The sequence below is a fragment of the Candidatus Omnitrophota bacterium genome (assembly GCA_041653595.1).
GTDB lineage: Bacteria > Omnitrophota > Gorgyraeia > Pluralincolimonadales > Pluralincolimonadaceae > Pluralincolimonas.
Genome location: JBAZFB010000006.1, coordinates 1 through 15035 on the forward strand (window position 1 = coordinate 1; position 15035 = coordinate 15035).

At 53.5% G+C, this 15035-nt stretch carries 13 protein-coding genes and 3 tRNA genes; all 16 read right to left on the minus strand.

Going from position 1 to position 15035, the window contains the following annotated elements:
* Window positions 1–7: 7 nt before the first annotated feature.
* Complete coding sequence (gene fba / locus WC317_03595; protein MFA5339220.1) at window positions 8–934, minus strand: class II fructose-1,6-bisphosphate aldolase; 927 nt, start codon at window positions 932–934, stop codon at window positions 8–10.
* 27 nt (window positions 935–961) lie between these two features.
* The gene (gene ahcY, locus WC317_03600; GenBank protein ID MFA5339221.1) at window positions 962–2218 is read right to left on the minus strand and encodes an adenosylhomocysteinase; all 1257 of its coding nucleotides are present in this window, start codon (window positions 2216–2218) and stop codon (window positions 962–964) included.
* Complete coding sequence (gene metK / locus WC317_03605; protein MFA5339222.1) at window positions 2215–3369, minus strand: methionine adenosyltransferase; 1155 nt, start codon at window positions 3367–3369, stop codon at window positions 2215–2217. The genes ahcY and metK overlap by 4 nt, the downstream gene beginning before the upstream one ends.
* 19 nt (window positions 3370–3388) lie before the next feature.
* Complete coding sequence (locus WC317_03610; protein ID MFA5339223.1) at window positions 3389–4129, minus strand: nucleotidyltransferase family protein; 741 nt, start codon at window positions 4127–4129, stop codon at window positions 3389–3391.
* A complete protein-coding gene (locus WC317_03615; GenBank protein ID MFA5339224.1) occupies window positions 4126–5199 on the minus strand; it encodes a bifunctional phosphoglucose/phosphomannose isomerase in 1074 nt (357 codons plus the stop codon). The genes WC317_03610 and WC317_03615 overlap by 4 nt, the downstream gene beginning before the upstream one ends.
* Before the next feature lie 11 nt (window positions 5200–5210).
* A complete protein-coding gene (gene ptsP, locus WC317_03620; protein ID MFA5339225.1) occupies window positions 5211–6947 on the minus strand; it encodes a phosphoenolpyruvate--protein phosphotransferase in 1737 nt (578 codons plus the stop codon).
* The gene (locus tag WC317_03625) at window positions 6937–7206 is read right to left on the minus strand and encodes an HPr family phosphocarrier protein (GenBank protein MFA5339226.1); all 270 of its coding nucleotides are present in this window, start codon (window positions 7204–7206) and stop codon (window positions 6937–6939) included. Before WC317_03625 ends, ptsP begins: the two co-directional genes overlap by 11 nt.
* A gap of 1 nt (window position 7207) precedes the next feature.
* Window positions 7208–9208 (minus strand): alpha-amylase/4-alpha-glucanotransferase domain-containing protein, encoded by a 2001-nt coding sequence (locus WC317_03630; GenBank protein ID MFA5339227.1) that lies wholly within the window; start codon window positions 9206–9208, stop codon window positions 7208–7210.
* The gene (locus WC317_03635) at window positions 9208–10473 is read right to left on the minus strand and encodes a YvcK family protein (GenBank protein MFA5339228.1); all 1266 of its coding nucleotides are present in this window, start codon (window positions 10471–10473) and stop codon (window positions 9208–9210) included. Before WC317_03635 ends, WC317_03630 begins: the two co-directional genes overlap by 1 nt.
* Window positions 10474–10547: 74 nt before the next feature.
* Window positions 10548–11012, minus strand: a complete 465-nt coding sequence (locus tag WC317_03640; GenBank protein ID MFA5339229.1) for a PTS sugar transporter subunit IIA — start codon at window positions 11010–11012, stop codon at window positions 10548–10550.
* Window positions 11013–11041: 29 nt separating this feature from the next.
* Window positions 11042–11117: transfer RNA gene (locus WC317_03645), tRNA-Gly, on the minus strand.
* A 23-nt stretch (window positions 11118–11140) separates the two neighbouring features.
* Window positions 11141–11225: transfer RNA gene (locus tag WC317_03650), tRNA-Leu, on the minus strand.
* A gap of 21 nt (window positions 11226–11246) precedes the next feature.
* A tRNA-Lys gene (locus WC317_03655) sits at window positions 11247–11322 on the minus strand.
* Window positions 11323–11380: 58 nt separating this feature from the next.
* On the minus strand, window positions 11381–11854 hold the full coding sequence (locus WC317_03660) for a hypothetical protein (protein MFA5339230.1): 474 nt from the start codon (window positions 11852–11854) through the stop codon (window positions 11381–11383).
* Entirely contained in the window at window positions 11815–13077 is a 1263-nt protein-coding gene (gene pgaC, locus WC317_03665; GenBank protein ID MFA5339231.1) for a poly-beta-1,6-N-acetyl-D-glucosamine synthase, read from the minus strand. Before pgaC ends, WC317_03660 begins: the two co-directional genes overlap by 40 nt.
* Window positions 13074–15026: a poly-beta-1,6-N-acetyl-D-glucosamine N-deacetylase PgaB gene (gene pgaB / locus WC317_03670; protein MFA5339232.1), complete on the minus strand. Its 1953-nt coding sequence runs from the start codon at window positions 15024–15026 to the stop codon at window positions 13074–13076. The genes pgaC and pgaB overlap by 4 nt, the downstream gene beginning before the upstream one ends.
* Window positions 15027–15035 lie beyond the last annotated feature (9 nt).

Genomic DNA, 15035 nt, shown 5'->3' on the forward strand with positions numbered 1-15035 from the left:
TGCGGACCTAGGCCTTCGCTGCGCAGCCCAGCAATCCGACCTTCCTCTTTACAACCAATTTAATTGCGTCACGGGCAGGGCCCAGGTATTTCCTCGGGTCGAACTCGGCCGGCGTCGTAAAAAATACCTTCCTTATCGCGCCCGTCATCGCGAGGCGCAGGTCGGTATCTATATTTATCTTACAGACGTTCATCTTGGCCGCCTTCGTTATCATCTCCTCAGGCACGCCCCTCGCGCCGGGTATCTGGCCGCCGTAATCGTTGCAGATCTTCACGAGGTCGGCCGGCGCGGACGATGCCCCGTGCAGGACGAGCGGAAAGTTGGGCAGCAATTTGCCTATCTTCTCCAGCCTGTCGAAATCGAGTTTCGGTTCACTTTTAAATTTATATGCTCCATGGCTGGTGCCGATAGCTACCGCGAGCGAATCGCATCCGGTGCGTTTTACGAACTCGACCGCCTGGTCCGGGTCGGTGTATATCGCGTCTTTCGCGGCAACCGAGATATTATCTTCCACGCCGGCAAGCTTTCCGAGTTCTGCCTCGACAGGCACGCCCTTCGCGTGCGCGTAATCGACGACTTGCTTCGTCAGCCTGATATTCTCCTCAAAGGGATACTTCGACCCGTCGATCATGACCGAAGTGAACCCGCCGTCTACGCACGACTTACACATCTCGAAATCCTCGCCGTGGTCCAAGTGCAGGACGCAGTCGATGCCGGTGCACTCCATCGCCGCGTCGACGAGATGGATGAGGTACTGGTGACGCGCGTATTTGCGCGCGCCGGCCGAGACCTGCAGGATAACAGGAGCTTTCTCTTCGGCTATCGCCTCGGTGATGCCCTGTATGATCTCCATGTTATTTACGTTGAAGGCCCCTACAGCATAACCCTCTTTATATGCCTTCGCGAACATCTCTTTTGTCGATATGAATGCCATCTTGAGCTCCTCTCCTTTATTTTGTTTTTATGTCCCCACTTCCCAGGAAGACAGGTATTCCTGCTGTTCCCTGGTCAGGGTATCTATTTTTATCTTCATCGACTCGAGTTTCAGCGCAGCGATCTTCTCGTCTATGTCTTTCGGGACAGGGTAGACCTTGTTCTGTAATCTCTTCGAACTCTTTACGACGAATTCCGCGGAGAACGCCTGGTTCGCGAACGACATGTCCATGACCTGCGCCGGATGGCCTTCCGCCGCCGCGAGGTTTATGAGCCTGCCCTCGCCGAGGAGATTTATCCTGCGGCCGTCCTTCATCGTATATTCGTCCACAAAATCCCTTATCCTCCTCTTCTTCCTGCTCATCTTCTCGAGGGCCGGGATATCTATCTCGGCGTTGAAATGGCCGGAATTGCAGATTATCGAGCCGTCCTTTAACGCCTTGAAATGTTCGCCCCTGATGACATTCAAGTCGCCGGTGACGGTCACGAAGATATCGCCGATCTTAGCCGCGTCTTTCATCGGCATGACCCTGAACCCGTCCATTACCGCTTCTATCGCCTTGAGCGGATCGACCTCGGTGACAATGACGTTGGCTCCCAGGCCTTTCGCGCGGGATGCGGCGCCTTTTCCGCACCAGCCGTACCCGGCGACGACAAAATTCGTCCCGGCCACGAGCTCGTTCGTCGCCCTTATGATGCCGTCGATCGTCGACTGGCCCGTCCCGTAACGGTTATCGAACATATGTTTTGTCAGCGCGTCGTTTACCGCGATGACCGGGAAAAGGAGAAGCCCTTTCTGCTCGAGGCTCTTCAGCCTTATGACGCCTGTCGTCGTCTCCTCTGTCCCCGCTAAGATATTCTTCACGAGGTCCTGCCTCTTCGAATGTATCGTCGAGACGAGGTCCGCCCCATCATCCATTGTGATATTGGGGCGGTGGTCTAGCGCCGCGTTTATATGCTTATAATATGTCTTGCCGTCCTCGCCTTTGATGGCGAATACCGGTATCCCATAATCTTTGACCAGCGACGCCGCGACGTCATCCTGGGTGGAAAGCGGGTTTGACGCGCATAAGACGCAATCGGCTCCGCCGGCCTTAAGCGTAAGCATGAGCGCGGCCGATTCGGTCGTCACGTGGAGGCAGCATGATATCCTGACTCCCTTTAGCGGCCTCTCCTTCGCGAACCTCTTGCGTATTAGCTTCAGGACCGGCATATTCTCGTCGGCCCATTCTATGCGCAGCTTCCCCCTTTTCGCCAGGCCTATATTTTTAATATGGTATTTCATGCTCTCCTCGCGAGTGCGGCGGCCTTGTCGGTCTTCTCCCACGAGAAGCCCATGTCCTCGCGCCCGAAGTGGCCGTATGCCGCGGTCTTCCTGTAAAAAGGTTTCCTCAGGTCGAGCGTCTCGATTATGCCCTTGGGGGTCAGGTCAAAGTTCTCTTTCACGAGTTTTTCCAGCTTCGAATCGGAGACCTTGCCCGTGCCGAAGGTATCAACATTTATCGAGACCGGCTCCGCCCTGCCGATGACATAAGCGATCTGGAGCTGGCATTTGTCGGCCAGGCCCGCCGCGACGATGTTCTTCGCTACGTATCTCATCATATAGGCTGCCGAACGGTCGACCTTCGTCGGGTCCTTGCCGGAGAAAGCGCCGCCGCCGTGCGGGGTGGCGCCGCCGTAGGTGTCCACGATTATCTTCCTGCCGGTCATGCCCGTATCCGACTGGGGCCCGCCGACCAAAAAGACGCCGGTCTGGTTGATGAAAAATTCCGTATCTTTCGTAAGGTAATCGCCGACGACCGGCTTGATCACCTTCTCGATTATGTCTTTGCGCCCTTTACTCGAAAAAGCGTTCTTCTCTACGGCCTCATCGGTATGTTGAGCGGCGATAACCACATTCGTGACCGTCCTCGGCTTGCCGTTCACGTAATCGACCGTGACCTGCGATTTGCCGTCCGGGCCGAGATATTTCAATATCCCCTTCTTCCTGACCTCGGAAAGTTTCAATGATAATTTATGCGCGAGCATTATCGGCAGCGGCATCAGTTCCTTCGTCTCGCGGCAGGCGTACCCGAACATCATTCCCTGGTCTCCGGCGCCGCCCCTATCGACGCCCTGCGAGATATCGGGCGACTGGGAGTGTATCGCGTTCAGAATCGCGCAGGTATGGTAGTCGAACCCGTACTTCTGGTCCGAATAACCTATATCTTTAAGGACGTTGCGGCAGAGGTCGTGCACGTGCACAAAAGTCTTCGTGGTTATCTCCCCGCCGACAATGATCAGGCCCATCGTGACATACGTCTCGCACGCGACCCTGCCCCTCGGGTCGTCCTTAAGGACGGCGTCAAGGACGCCGTCGGATATCTGGTCGCATACTTTGTCCGGATGGCCTTCCGTTACCGACTCTGACGTAAAAAGATAATCTCTCTTTTCCATTCTCTTTCCTCTTTCTCCTTTATTTTTCCTGGAAACTTAAATTAGCCCTGCGGTACGATTCCAGGTCACCGATATCGTACCATACCCCTTTGAATACGTAACACCTGACTTCTTCTCTCTTGCTGAGCCACTGTATAAAATGGCCGGGCGCGTCCTTTTCATCTCCCGCCTTAAGAAATTCCTCTATGAGGCCCAATTTGCCCTCCGGGAAATAATAAATGCCCGTAGCTATCAAAGACGTCGGCGGGTCCTCGGGCTTCTCCAGGAAATTGATCATGTCGCCTTTTTCGTCAACTTCCACGACGCCGTAGATGCTCGCCTTCTTCCTGTCGCCGATATCATACGCGCCGATAGCGAAATTCCCGGGGGACTTCTCCGCGTAATCCGCGAAACCCTTCAATCCCCAGTCGAACATATTATCGCCGGCGAGGACTATCATGTCGTCCTGTATCTTCTGCCTTTTGACCGCGAGCCTTATATCGCCTATCGCGCCTAGCCTGTCGTCGTTCGTCGTGCTGCCGTCGTCCTCGAGGATCACCTTCTTGGCGGACTTGACCGTCTTAAGCCAATCGCCGAACACCCCGTAGAACTTCCGGTTCGTCACTATATATATCGCGTTTATCCCTTTTATATCGCAGAGTTTTTGGACCAGGTGGTCGGCTATAGTCTTCCTGCCCACGGTCAATAGCGGCTTCGGCTTGTCTTTTGTCAGGGGATATAACCGCGTCGCGTATCCGGCGGCGAGGATAACGGCTTTCATCTGAACTTGCTCAACTCCTTTTTAAGGTTGACGATCCTCTCGACCGGCGTCGGGTCGACGCCATTTTGGATCGCGAGGTAACAGCTCACGAAATCCCCGGTATTTATAAGGTTGAACATCCTCGAGAGGAGGTTCCTGCCTTTCGATCTCAGCTCTATGACCTTCGTTTCCTTCCCTATCATCGTCTTCGTTATCTCTATCCTCTTCGCGACGCGCGGATGCTCGCTCTCGTCCCTCAATATCACGACCGCGAGGTCCTTAAGCAGTTTCTCCGGCCCTTCCCACCCGACCGTCTCATTATGGTTCAGCTCCGGGAAGACGTGCGTCGAGGCGAGGGTCTTCGCGTTCTCGGCTAACTGGCCCCTCCATCTCACGACGATCGAATCGATATGTTTATTGGCGCCGTAGATTATCACGTATTTCCCACTCAATTCCTTCGCGATCTTTTTGGCAATATTTTTTGGCGAGGGGACCTCCGGGCCGATGACGTTGTCGCGGAATTCCCTCATATCGGCTATCGCCTCCTCGACATTCCCGGTCTTGTCATCGATGAAACCAAATTTATGCAGCACATCCAGCCAGCTGAAGAACGAATATCCTAGCGCCGACCTCGGCGGGTTGCCGCCCGGTATATAAATGACCGGCACCTTGTCCTCCTTAGCGAGGACCTCTAGTTTGCCGCCTGAGGTTATCGCGATTATTTTCGCGCCCTTCTGCCTCGCTTCCGCGTATGAGGATAGGGTCTCTTCCGTGTCGCCCGAATAGCTGCAGGCGAAAAAGAGCGTATCCTTTCCCACGAACCTGGGCAGGGTATAATCGCGGCTCACGAATATGGGGATCTTTATCTCGTCGGTAAGGTAAGAACGCAGGAGGTCGGCGCCTATCGCCGATCCGCCGAGCCCTGAAAACACGATATTTTTGCAGCCGGCGCCGATATACGACTGGGGAACGAAGAAATCCTTCCCGATGGAAAAGGCGTTCTCGCATTGCTCCGGGAATTTCACTATCAAGTCGAGCATGCCTGATTTGTCTATCTTTTTCACCTGGTCCATATTATCGATGTCGTTCAATATATTCTCCTTTACTGGAGGCCGGGGAGGACTTCCCTGAGTTTCCTGGCGGCGAATTCCTCTATTTCGGTGCCGGTCGAGAAAGTAAGGGCCTCATTCGCTATTTGTTGGGCGGCCTTATACTCGACCGACCTTATTATCTGTTTGATCCTCGGGATATTGACCGGGCTTGTCGAGAACTCATCGAGGCCAAAACCGAGCAAAAGCAGCGCGAAAGCCGGATCGCCGGCCATCTCGCCGCACATCCCTACCGATATATTCGCCTTGTGGCCGATATCTATGACGCTCTTTATCAGCCTCAGGACGGCCGGATGCGCCGGCTCGTAAAGATACGCGATCTTTTCGTTGACCCTGTCGACGGCCAGCGAATATTGTATCAGGTCGTTCGTCCCTATTGAGAAGAAATCCACTTCCTTGGCGAGTATATCCGCGGTCATCGCCGCCGAGGGAACCTCGATCATCGCGCCAACCTCGATGTTCTGGTCGAACGGGACGTTCTCCCTCCTGAGCTCGTCTTTCATCTCGCCAAGCAGTTTGTTCGCCTCGCGGAGCTCTTCCACTCCCGAGATCATGGGATACATTATCTTGAGCTTGCCGTGCGCCGAAGCCCTCAGTATGGCGCGCAATTGTACCTTAAAGATGTCAGGGCGCGCCAGGCAGAACCTTATCGCCCTCCATCCCATGAACGGGTTCATCTCTTTGGCTATTTTCAACTGGGACATGAATTTATCGCCGCCGAGGTCGAGGGTCCTTACGACGACGGAATCCGGCGACATCTGTTCCGCGACATTCTTATAGGCCGCGTATTGCTCCTCTTCGGTGGGAAGTTCAGTGTGTTCAAGATAAAAAAATTCGGTCCTGTAAAGCCCGATGCCGTTCGCGCCGTGCGATTTTACCGACGGCATCTCATCGGGTATCTCGATATTGGCTGAAAGGTGTACCTGGCGCCCGTCGCGCGTCACGCAAGGCAGGTCGCGCAGGTGCGTCAGCGAGGCGTCGAATTCGGCGATCTTGGTCTTCGCCTGCTCGTATTTCGCGAGCGTCTCCTGGTCGGGATCGGTTATGACAAACCCGTTCGAGCCGTCCACTATTATAGTGTCGCCGCTCTTTACGCCCTTCGTTACATTCTTCAGGCCGACGACCGCCGGTATCTCGAGCGCCTTCGCCATGATGGCGGTATGGGATGTCTTGCCGCCTATATCCGTAGCAAAAGCTATGACATTCTTCTTATGGAGGGAAGCCGTGTCCGACGGCGAAAGGTCATAAGCTATCACGATGACTTTCTCGCCTATATCCGCGAGCGTCTCGCGTTTCTTGCCCAGCAGGTGGAGCAGGACCCTCTTTCCGATATCGCGGATGTCCGCGACGCGCTCCTTGAGGTATTCGTCCTCGACCTTCTGGAACGCGCTTATATACCTTTTGACGACATCGTCGAATATATACTCGACGCACACGAGGTCTTTCTTTAGCCTGGCTATGACCTCCTCGATAAGCGTGCGGTCCTCGAGCACCAACAGGTGGGCGTTGAAGATCTCGGCGTGTTTTATGCCCAGTTGTTCTGAGATGCGTTCCTGGATGCCCAGTATCTCCTGCCTCGTCTGGATAAGGGCGTCCTCAAAGCGCGCGATCTCGCGGGGCAGGTCCTTCTCCGGGATATCCCTCTTTATAACGGTATAGGCCTCGCTGTCTAATATGAAGACCTTGCCTATAGCGACACCGGGCGAAGCCGGTATGCCTTTAAGCAGCATCTATCTCTCCTGCTAAAACCTGTTCAAGCTCAACCATGGCCTTTTCGGCGTCTTCCCCGTCGACCTTCAGGGTGACCTGGGCGCCTTTTCCGGCCGCGAGCATGAGTATGCCCATGATAGACTTGCCGTTGACTTCAAGCTTTCCCTTTTTCACGACGACTTCCGAGTCGTATTTATTAGCGATCTGCACAAAGATCGCGGCAGGCCTGGCGTGAAGCCCCGACTTGTTCTTTATGGTTATCTTCTTCTCTGTTATCATCTCATTCCTCTATTTTGATATTTTTTGTGATCTTCACGCCCCATACCGCGCCCGGCGCGAGCTTGAACTTCCAATGGAACAGGACCGAAAGCTCTTGGTAAGTCCTTTCCAGCCCCTGCTCCGAATCCGATACCGTCTCTACCGGGAAATACCAGAGATCCGAGGCCTTCGATATCTCAAAATCTATTTTTACTCCGTACCACTGGTCATTGACGTTTATGTTCGTCAACCCGTGCGCCTCGCCCACCTTGTTGAGGTGCGGGTCCTTCAACGAATAATTAAATTCCACGCCGAACCAGGGCTCGAACTCCCTCGTATCTAGGTTCGTTATCTTGTATTCTATTTCCATCTCCTGGCTGTCCGGCCTGATGCTTATACTTTTCGCGACCCTTAATTTATACGCGTCGCCGGAGCCGGCGTAATAATTGCCGTCGCGTGTGAGTTCGACCGCGATACCCTTCGGCCTCGCCTCTTTCTTTATATCATATTTATATTCGCCGCCCAGGAAATCCCCGGCCTCGCCGTATTTGCACGCCGCGAAATCCTTCACCGTCGTGCCTTCCTTCAAAAAATGGTCCAAAAGCGATACGCGCCTGTAAGAATCGTAGCTTAAGTCGGCGACGAGCTCGGCGTCCTTCGCCCTCGAGACATCATGTATCGAGTCTATCCCGCCGTCTTTCTTACCGGTGTCGCGGGCTTTCGCCTTCTCCAGCGCCTTGTCGTGGTACGGTTCCCTGCGCCTCGCCAGCGTATTCGTCATGTTCAGCGCGAGCGGCTTGAAATCCAGTTCAAAGAGCGTTCCGCCGTTATGCGGCGAAAGATCGAGTTCCAGTTTCGAATTCGATATTAACACTTCATCATATGAATCGCAGTCGAGATCCGTCTCTACCGACTCGACCCAGTTCGCGTCCTTGTGCGCGGCCTTATCGAGTTCCTTCTGCGCCTTTATAAGATTAGAATATACGGCCGAGCGCAGGTGGTTCAGGTAGAGCCCGCCGAAGACCCCGTGCCAGTAGGCGCAATTGCACTGGCCCTTATAAAGGTACTCCAGCGCCTTCTTCGACTTGGCTCCGGCGACCAGCCCGCTCACGAACTGCATCTTCTTCTGCATGCTGTTCGATTCGGGATATTTCACCAAAAAATTCTTGAAATAACCGCCGCTCCACTCCATCATCTCGCGGTAGCTCGCGCACGTCAGGTATATCCTGCCGGTCGGGCCGTTCTCTTTTATATATTCGGTCAGCGTTGTCGTCCTGATCCACGCCGATTCCTTCTCGAGGGCGCCGAAGAAATTTTCGAGCCACTTCTCCTCGAAAACCCACTTGTGCGTCCCGGGCCAGACGCCGAATTTCTCGCCGTCGTCCGCGTATAAACTTGCCGGGAACCCCTTCTCCTTCTGCTGCCCCAGATAGTCTATCGTCTCCTGGGGCATCCTGAACGGTATAGTATATCTTAATTTCTCGGAACCGGGGAATATGAATAATTTCTCCCCGTCGTCCTCGGTCACGTAATATCCGGAAAGGCCGTCCGGCTTCTGCCCTACATACGTAAAATGCCAGTCATCGACTATCGCGAACTTTATACCTGCCTTCGCCAGGGGCTTTATGAGCGTCGGCTCCCATACCCTCTCGGTCAGCCATACGCCGCTTGCCTCGTAGCCGGTAAAGCCTTTTATCTTCTCGTTCATCAGCTTTACCTGGCCGAGTATATCGCGCTCGGGTATGAGCGTCAGTATCGGCTCATAATAACCGCCCGAAAGCATCTCGACCTGCCCGCGCCCGGCCATCTCTTTCAGCATCTTGATGAATTCGGGATGCTTCGCGGCTATCCAGTCGAGCAGGCAGCCCGAATAATGCAGCGCCGCCTTAAGCCGCGGATGCCTGTAAAGCGATTCCAAAAAGGGCAGATACGACTTTTCGTACGACTCGGCGAATATCCACTCGAAATTCCCGTCCGGCTGGTGGGAATGTATCGCCAGTAAAAGATCGATCTTCTGCGGCATCAGATGCCTGTCCCCTTCAATTCGTATATAAGATCAAATATTCTTTTCGAGATCTTCTCGGCGTTGTGCCTGATGAAATCGTCGATGGTTATCATGTCGCCCTCGACCACGCCTAAACCCATCTTGCGTATATTTTTTATATCCGGCTCGACCTGGAACGCCTCCTCGGCCTTGTATTTATCCAAAAAGCGCTGGGGTATCTTCGCGGTATTTACAAATACATAATCTACAAAATCGCTGCTCGTATGCCTCAAAAGCGCCTCGACATGGTCTGAGGCGGTATACCCGTCGGTCTCGCCGTGCTGTGTCATCACATTGCACAGGTAGATCTTGACGGCCCTGGACTTTAATATGCTCTCGACCACGCCTCCCACCAGGAGATTGGGCAGGATGCTCGTATAAAGGCTGCCCGGCCCGATGACGATCGCGGCGGCCTCTTTTAAGGCGACAAGCGCCTCGGGCGTCGCCTTGACGCTCGCGGGATTAAGATATAACCTTTTTATCGGGCTTACGACGCCGCTGACTTTCGGAATAGCGCTTTCGCCCGAGGTCTGCGTCCCGTCCGCGCGCTTAGCGGTCAATGTCACCTTTTCAAGGGTGGACGGCACCACGCTCCCGCGTATCGCGAGGACTTTGCTCGACTCTTTTATCGCTTTCTCAAAATCGCCGGTGATCTTGGAAAGGGCGGTAATAAAAAGATTCCCGAAACTATGGCCTTTCAGGCCCTCGCCTTCGGTAAAACGATACTGGAAAAGGTCCCTCATCAGCCCTTCGTCGTCCGAGAGCGCTATAAGGCAGTTTCGTATATCCCCGGGCGGGAGGACATCAAATTCATTCCTTATCCTCCCGGAACTGCCGCCGTCATCGGCCACCGTGACTATCGCCGTGATATTCGACGTCGTCTCTTTAAGGCCGTGCAAAAGGACCGCCAGGCCTGTGCCGCCGCCTATCACCGCTATCTTCGGCCCTTTCGAAAGGGCCCTCTGCCTTAACATGATGCCCAGCAGGTCGTTCTCGCGGCGCGGCAAAAAGACCGTCACGAACGATTTGACCATCTTGCGCATGCCGATTATCATCAGCAAGACGCCGAGCATAAAGAGCAGCGTCCCGAAGACGAGAAGGTTCGCCTTGTGGGTATACATATATTTCACGTAGCCGAACCACAGGAACCCGGCCGCGAACATGACCGCGAGTATCCCCACAGAAAAGAGGAATATCCACCTCTTTATCCTCATACCCGGATATAACCACTTGAACCAGCGCATTCTATTACCCTTTTTTTAACGATTTATTATCTAAAAAAATTATGGCGTTTTTTACTGCCGGGCTTTCGGAATGATCAATGGCGTTTCGTGTCTTCTTCTTCGATCAGCCTAAGGATACTCTTCTCATCTTTGCATTGCCTGAGGGCATCGCGGAAGGGCCTGTCCTTCAGAAGGCGTGATATCCTGGCCAATGCTTTAAGGTGAGGGCCCGCGGAATCTTGCGGCGCTACGAGAAGGAAGAAGATATGCACCGGCTCTCCGTCGAGCGAATCGAAATTGACGCCTTTGGGCGAGAGCGCGAACGCGGCGGTCAATTCCTTCACGCCGTCGTATTTGCCATGAGGGATACCTACGCCCTGGCCTATCCCGGTCGAGCCAAGCGCCTCGCGGCTAAGGAGTATCTTCACCAGCTTGTCCTTCTCCTTAAGCGACCCGGCTTTGGCCAGCAGGTCGACCAGCTCCCTGACGGTTTCTTCCTTGTCCTTCGCCTGAAGATCGGCGGTCACAGCATCCTGGTTGAGAAAATCCATTATCTTCATTACGGCTTCCTCCTCTTGACTTTTAAAAATGGAGCGGGTGAACGGGATCGAACCGTCGACAACTACCTTGGCAAGGTAGCGCTCTACCAGCTGAGCTACACCCGCGTTATCTTCGACTGCCAACGAACTGGTGCGCGGAAGAGGATTTGAACCTCCACGAGTTTCCCCAATAGCTCCTAAGGCTATCGCGTCTGCCAGTTCCGCCATCCGCGCGGAAACAAAAAACGAGGCACATGGTGAGCCGCGAAGGACTTGAACCTTCAACCAACAGATTAAGAGTCTGCTGCTCTACCGATTGAGCTAGCGGCCCGAATTTAGAGAACACATTTTAACAGAATTAGTCCCGAAGGTCAACCAAAAATCGACTATTATTTGGGCTCGGGGATGGTCAGGCGGTTGTTCTTGAGCTCTACGGTGATATGGCTATTTTTGCGCGCGGCTTCCACCGCTTTCTCGTCGGCATTTAGGAGCCTGACGAAGCATTTCAGGTCGCTTTTGGCCGGGCGCCCAAGCTTGACCCTGATTATCTTATCCATCCTGAGCTTCTTGAAGATGTAGGCATAATTATACTCGATCCAGAGAAGATCGAGCAGGAATATCACGATAATGATCAGGGCTGCGTCCCTCATCACCCCGAACAATTGCGCGGATGCGTCCGCCGAAATACCGAAACCCGCCCTCAAACCCGGAATAAGAATAATAAAGACGCGGGAGATGAAAAATCCCCATATGACCCATAGTAAGGCGGTAACGACCCCCTCGATGATCTTCCTTAAAAGGGTCTTAAGTTCCGGCCTTTCTATTATCTTAGAGTCTGTAACCCTCTGTCCGGGCTTTTCCATGTCACTCTAACTCCTTTTCTAAAGATAAATACGTTGCAGAAACCGGCTAAGGCTGCTGCGGCATTTATCATCCAATAGAAGAACGGGTACCATATTATCCAGTAGTAATATCTCAACAGCGACCTGCTCTCATAATGCGAATCTATATAAAGGCTTATAAGTGTCTGGATGAGGCACATTGTGGCGAGGACCCCGCCGGCCCATGACGGCGCCACCAAATAACAGATCGGCCGGATGAACGGGATGTTGAAATGGCACAGGACAAAAGCGGCCAGCCACGAGAGCAGCATAAAAGCTACTGAGAATGCCCAAAAGATCGATACCACATATTCCAGGTATACCGGCCAGAGCCGCTTTTCGCTGAAATGGAGCCATATGTCCTTGTGCTTCTTCATTACCTCCATGCCGCCTTGCGCCCACCTCACCCTTTGGTTCCATAATCCTTTTATCGTCTCCGGCGTCAGTATCCAGGCCAGCGCGCGCGGCTCGAACCGCACATCCCAGCCGGCCCTCTCCAGCTTCCAGGTCATATCTATATCTTCGGTCACCGTATCTGAGCTGAAAAGGCCGCACCTTATAAAGGCGCTCTTCCTGAAGGAAGCCACGACACCCGATACGGTCAGGATCTTTCCCAGTATGCGCTGGGCCCTTTTTATCAGGCCGATTATGCTCGAATACTCGCCGATCTGTATCTTGCCCAAAAGCGTCGTCCTGTTCCTTATGCGCGGGTTGCCGGTGACCGCCCCGACGGTCGGGGACTTGGCGAAATGCCACGCCATCATCTTTAGGATATTTTTATCGACGAGGCAATCCGCGTCCACTATCAATATAAGATCTCCCTCGCACAAAAGGACACCCGCGTTGATAGCCTTGGACTTGCCGCTGTTAGGCATGAGATGGACCGCCTTGAGCCATCCGGGATATTTGTCCGCGAGAGCGTCTATTATCTCGGCTGTCCTGTCGGTGCTGCCGTCATCTACGACGAGGACCTTATACGAGGGATAATCGAGGTCCCTTAAGTTCTCGATCGTCTCCTTGATAGCGCCTTCCTCGTTATGCGACGGCACTATGATAGAATATGAAGGATAGGTATCGAGATCGCTGTTGCGCGGCTTCATCTCCCTGCGCCAATAGAACAATAACGCGCCTATGATCCAGACAAAACTCATGTAGAGCGGATAAAGGAAGACGAAATAATTGAAAAGATCCCAGAGTGTTTTCATTTCCCCTGTAAAAGGTCCCTTATCGTGATTTTTCTTTGGAACGAAAAATCTTCCGTGGACATCATCAGCCGGATGGCGCCCGCATCGGGCTCGTTTTCCGTGAAATCATCCGGGTAATACCCGACGTTGCGCGCGCCGGAGGCGACAAGCGTCTTAAGCCACCTGTCGAGCGTCTTAGTCTCGATCCATTTCTTGCTATCCCAATCATAGGCCTGGACCTTGAAGACCGTCTTATTTATGCCGTCGGGATATTTCTTCGCGTCCTCGACCAATTTCTTCAACCATTTATCGGGCCGGCCGGCTTTTTCCATCCTCGGGTATGCCATGACAGCCACATTATAGTAAGCCTTAAGGCTATCCGCGTAATTCTGCGCGTACCATTCTTCGCTCTCCGGTTTCGTCAGGACTTCCGAATATATCGTCCGGATAAAACCCGTGATCGGCCTGTATTTGCGGACCGCTTTTTCCAGTTCACCGGTAAAGTCTATGAGCGTCTTCGTCTTAAGGCGCATCCATTCCGTCTTCTGGGCCTGGCTCAATGATGTATACGGGACGTCCTCGCCTCCGCTTATCTTCTTGTAGGCCGCGGCGGCCGCGGGATTGAAATCCTCGTGGTCGTTTAAGTATCCGTCGTCCTGGAAGACGACTCCCTTTAACCTGCTGTGGATCGCCAAGTCCTCATATAACATTATAAGTTTTTCCCGCGCCTCGGCGTTAAACGGCGATAGGCGCGCGTATGAATAATGGGAAGGCGCCCTTTTGCCGTCGACAAGCTCCATTACCCTAAGCTCTCCGGTCTTTTTTGCGTCGGGTAATGCGATAGCAAGCGTCGGCATCCAGGCATATACCTCGATATCCCTTATCCATAATTGGTGCGCGACGTGGCTGAAGAGGTCCGCCTTCATCGGAAGGACGCGGCTGGGGAAATAGACCGATGATATGTTCCCGGTCCCCGCGTCGTCGGAGAAAGCCTGCAAATAGACCGTATTGACCCTCATGCTGTAGACGCGCTCGATGAACGCGTCCACGTTCTTTCCCTGCTCGACCGGGTCGGCGTCATATAAAAGGTCGAGGTCGGCCTGCAAGACCCTCTGCTGGATCGGTTCCTCGAAGCGGCTATTTAAAATTTTGATAAATTGCAGTATCGTCAGGTTTTTGCTGACGATATAACGCGGCATCGAATAGATCTCTCTGGCATCGCCGAACCTGTCTTCGATCGTGAACGCCGCCTGTATCCCGAGCGCTTTGGCCTCGTCAAGGGCGATCGTATTTTGATGCCCGTACGGCCAGGCGACGGCCCTCACATCCACACCCAGTTTCTCCTTGAGTATCTTTATCGATAAAGCGAGGTCATCAATGACCCTCTTGCGGTACGCCTCTTCGGTCTCGTAGGCCTTTGTATCGGGGTCATATATCCGCGTGACCGCGGCCCAACTGGTATTCCCCTGGGGATTGCACATGACGCCGCGATGCAGGTTATGCGTGTGTGTCGCTATCTCGACGAGCGGGCTTTGAGCCACTTCTTTCAGCTGGTCCCAGGTCATAAGCGGGGCCCTTATGTCCGGGTCTTTCTTATCGGGCCATAAGGTCTCCACCGAGAGCATGCACGGGATCTCGTACAGTTTCAGGATAGGATAGACAGATTGGTAAAATGTGAGAAGTTCGTCGTCGAATGTCAGGAAAACCGCCTTATCGGGCAACCGGCCCTTACCCTTGCTCGCCTTAAGGATATCGTCAAAGCTGACAAAATGATAACCATGCGTCCTTAAGTATTCGATCTCCTGCACAAAAGATGCCCGGTCGAGGGCGTAGTCGTCGAGCTTCACCACCTGCGGGACATCATGGTAACAAAATATAATGACTTCCTTGCCGGAGGCATCGGCCGCCTTCGCGGAAGAAGCGGCCCCGAGTATCAGTGCCAGCGCGAATAATAATACTGCTTTCCTCATTTAACCCCT

Coding starts and splice junctions, on each gene's coding strand:
- fba (MFA5339220.1), bottom strand. CDS start 934: ATGGCATTCATATCGACAAAAGAGATGTTCGCGAAGGCATATAAAGAG.
- ahcY (MFA5339221.1), bottom strand. CDS start 2,218: ATGAAATACCATATTAAAAATATAGGCCTGGCGAAAAGGGGGAAGCTG.
- metK (MFA5339222.1), bottom strand. CDS start 3,369: ATGGAAAAGAGAGATTATCTTTTTACGTCAGAGTCGGTAACGGAAGGC.
- WC317_03610 (MFA5339223.1), bottom strand. CDS start 4,129: ATGAAAGCCGTTATCCTCGCCGCCGGATACGCGACGCGGTTATATCCC.
- ptsP (MFA5339225.1), bottom strand. CDS start 6,947: ATGCTGCTTAAAGGCATACCGGCTTCGCCCGGTGTCGCTATAGGCAAG.
- WC317_03625 (MFA5339226.1), bottom strand. CDS start 7,206: ATGATAACAGAGAAGAAGATAACCATAAAGAACAAGTCGGGGCTTCAC.
- WC317_03630 (MFA5339227.1), bottom strand. CDS start 9,208: ATGCCGCAGAAGATCGATCTTTTACTGGCGATACATTCCCACCAGCCG.
- WC317_03635 (MFA5339228.1), bottom strand. CDS start 10,473: ATGCGCTGGTTCAAGTGGTTATATCCGGGTATGAGGATAAAGAGGTGG.
- WC317_03640 (MFA5339229.1), bottom strand. CDS start 11,012: ATGAAGATAATGGATTTTCTCAACCAGGATGCTGTGACCGCCGATCTT.
- WC317_03660 (MFA5339230.1), bottom strand. CDS start 11,854: ATGGAAAAGCCCGGACAGAGGGTTACAGACTCTAAGATAATAGAAAGG.
- pgaC (MFA5339231.1), bottom strand. CDS start 13,077: ATGAAAACACTCTGGGATCTTTTCAATTATTTCGTCTTCCTTTATCCG.
- pgaB (MFA5339232.1), bottom strand. CDS start 15,026: ATGAGGAAAGCAGTATTATTATTCGCGCTGGCACTGATACTCGGGGCC.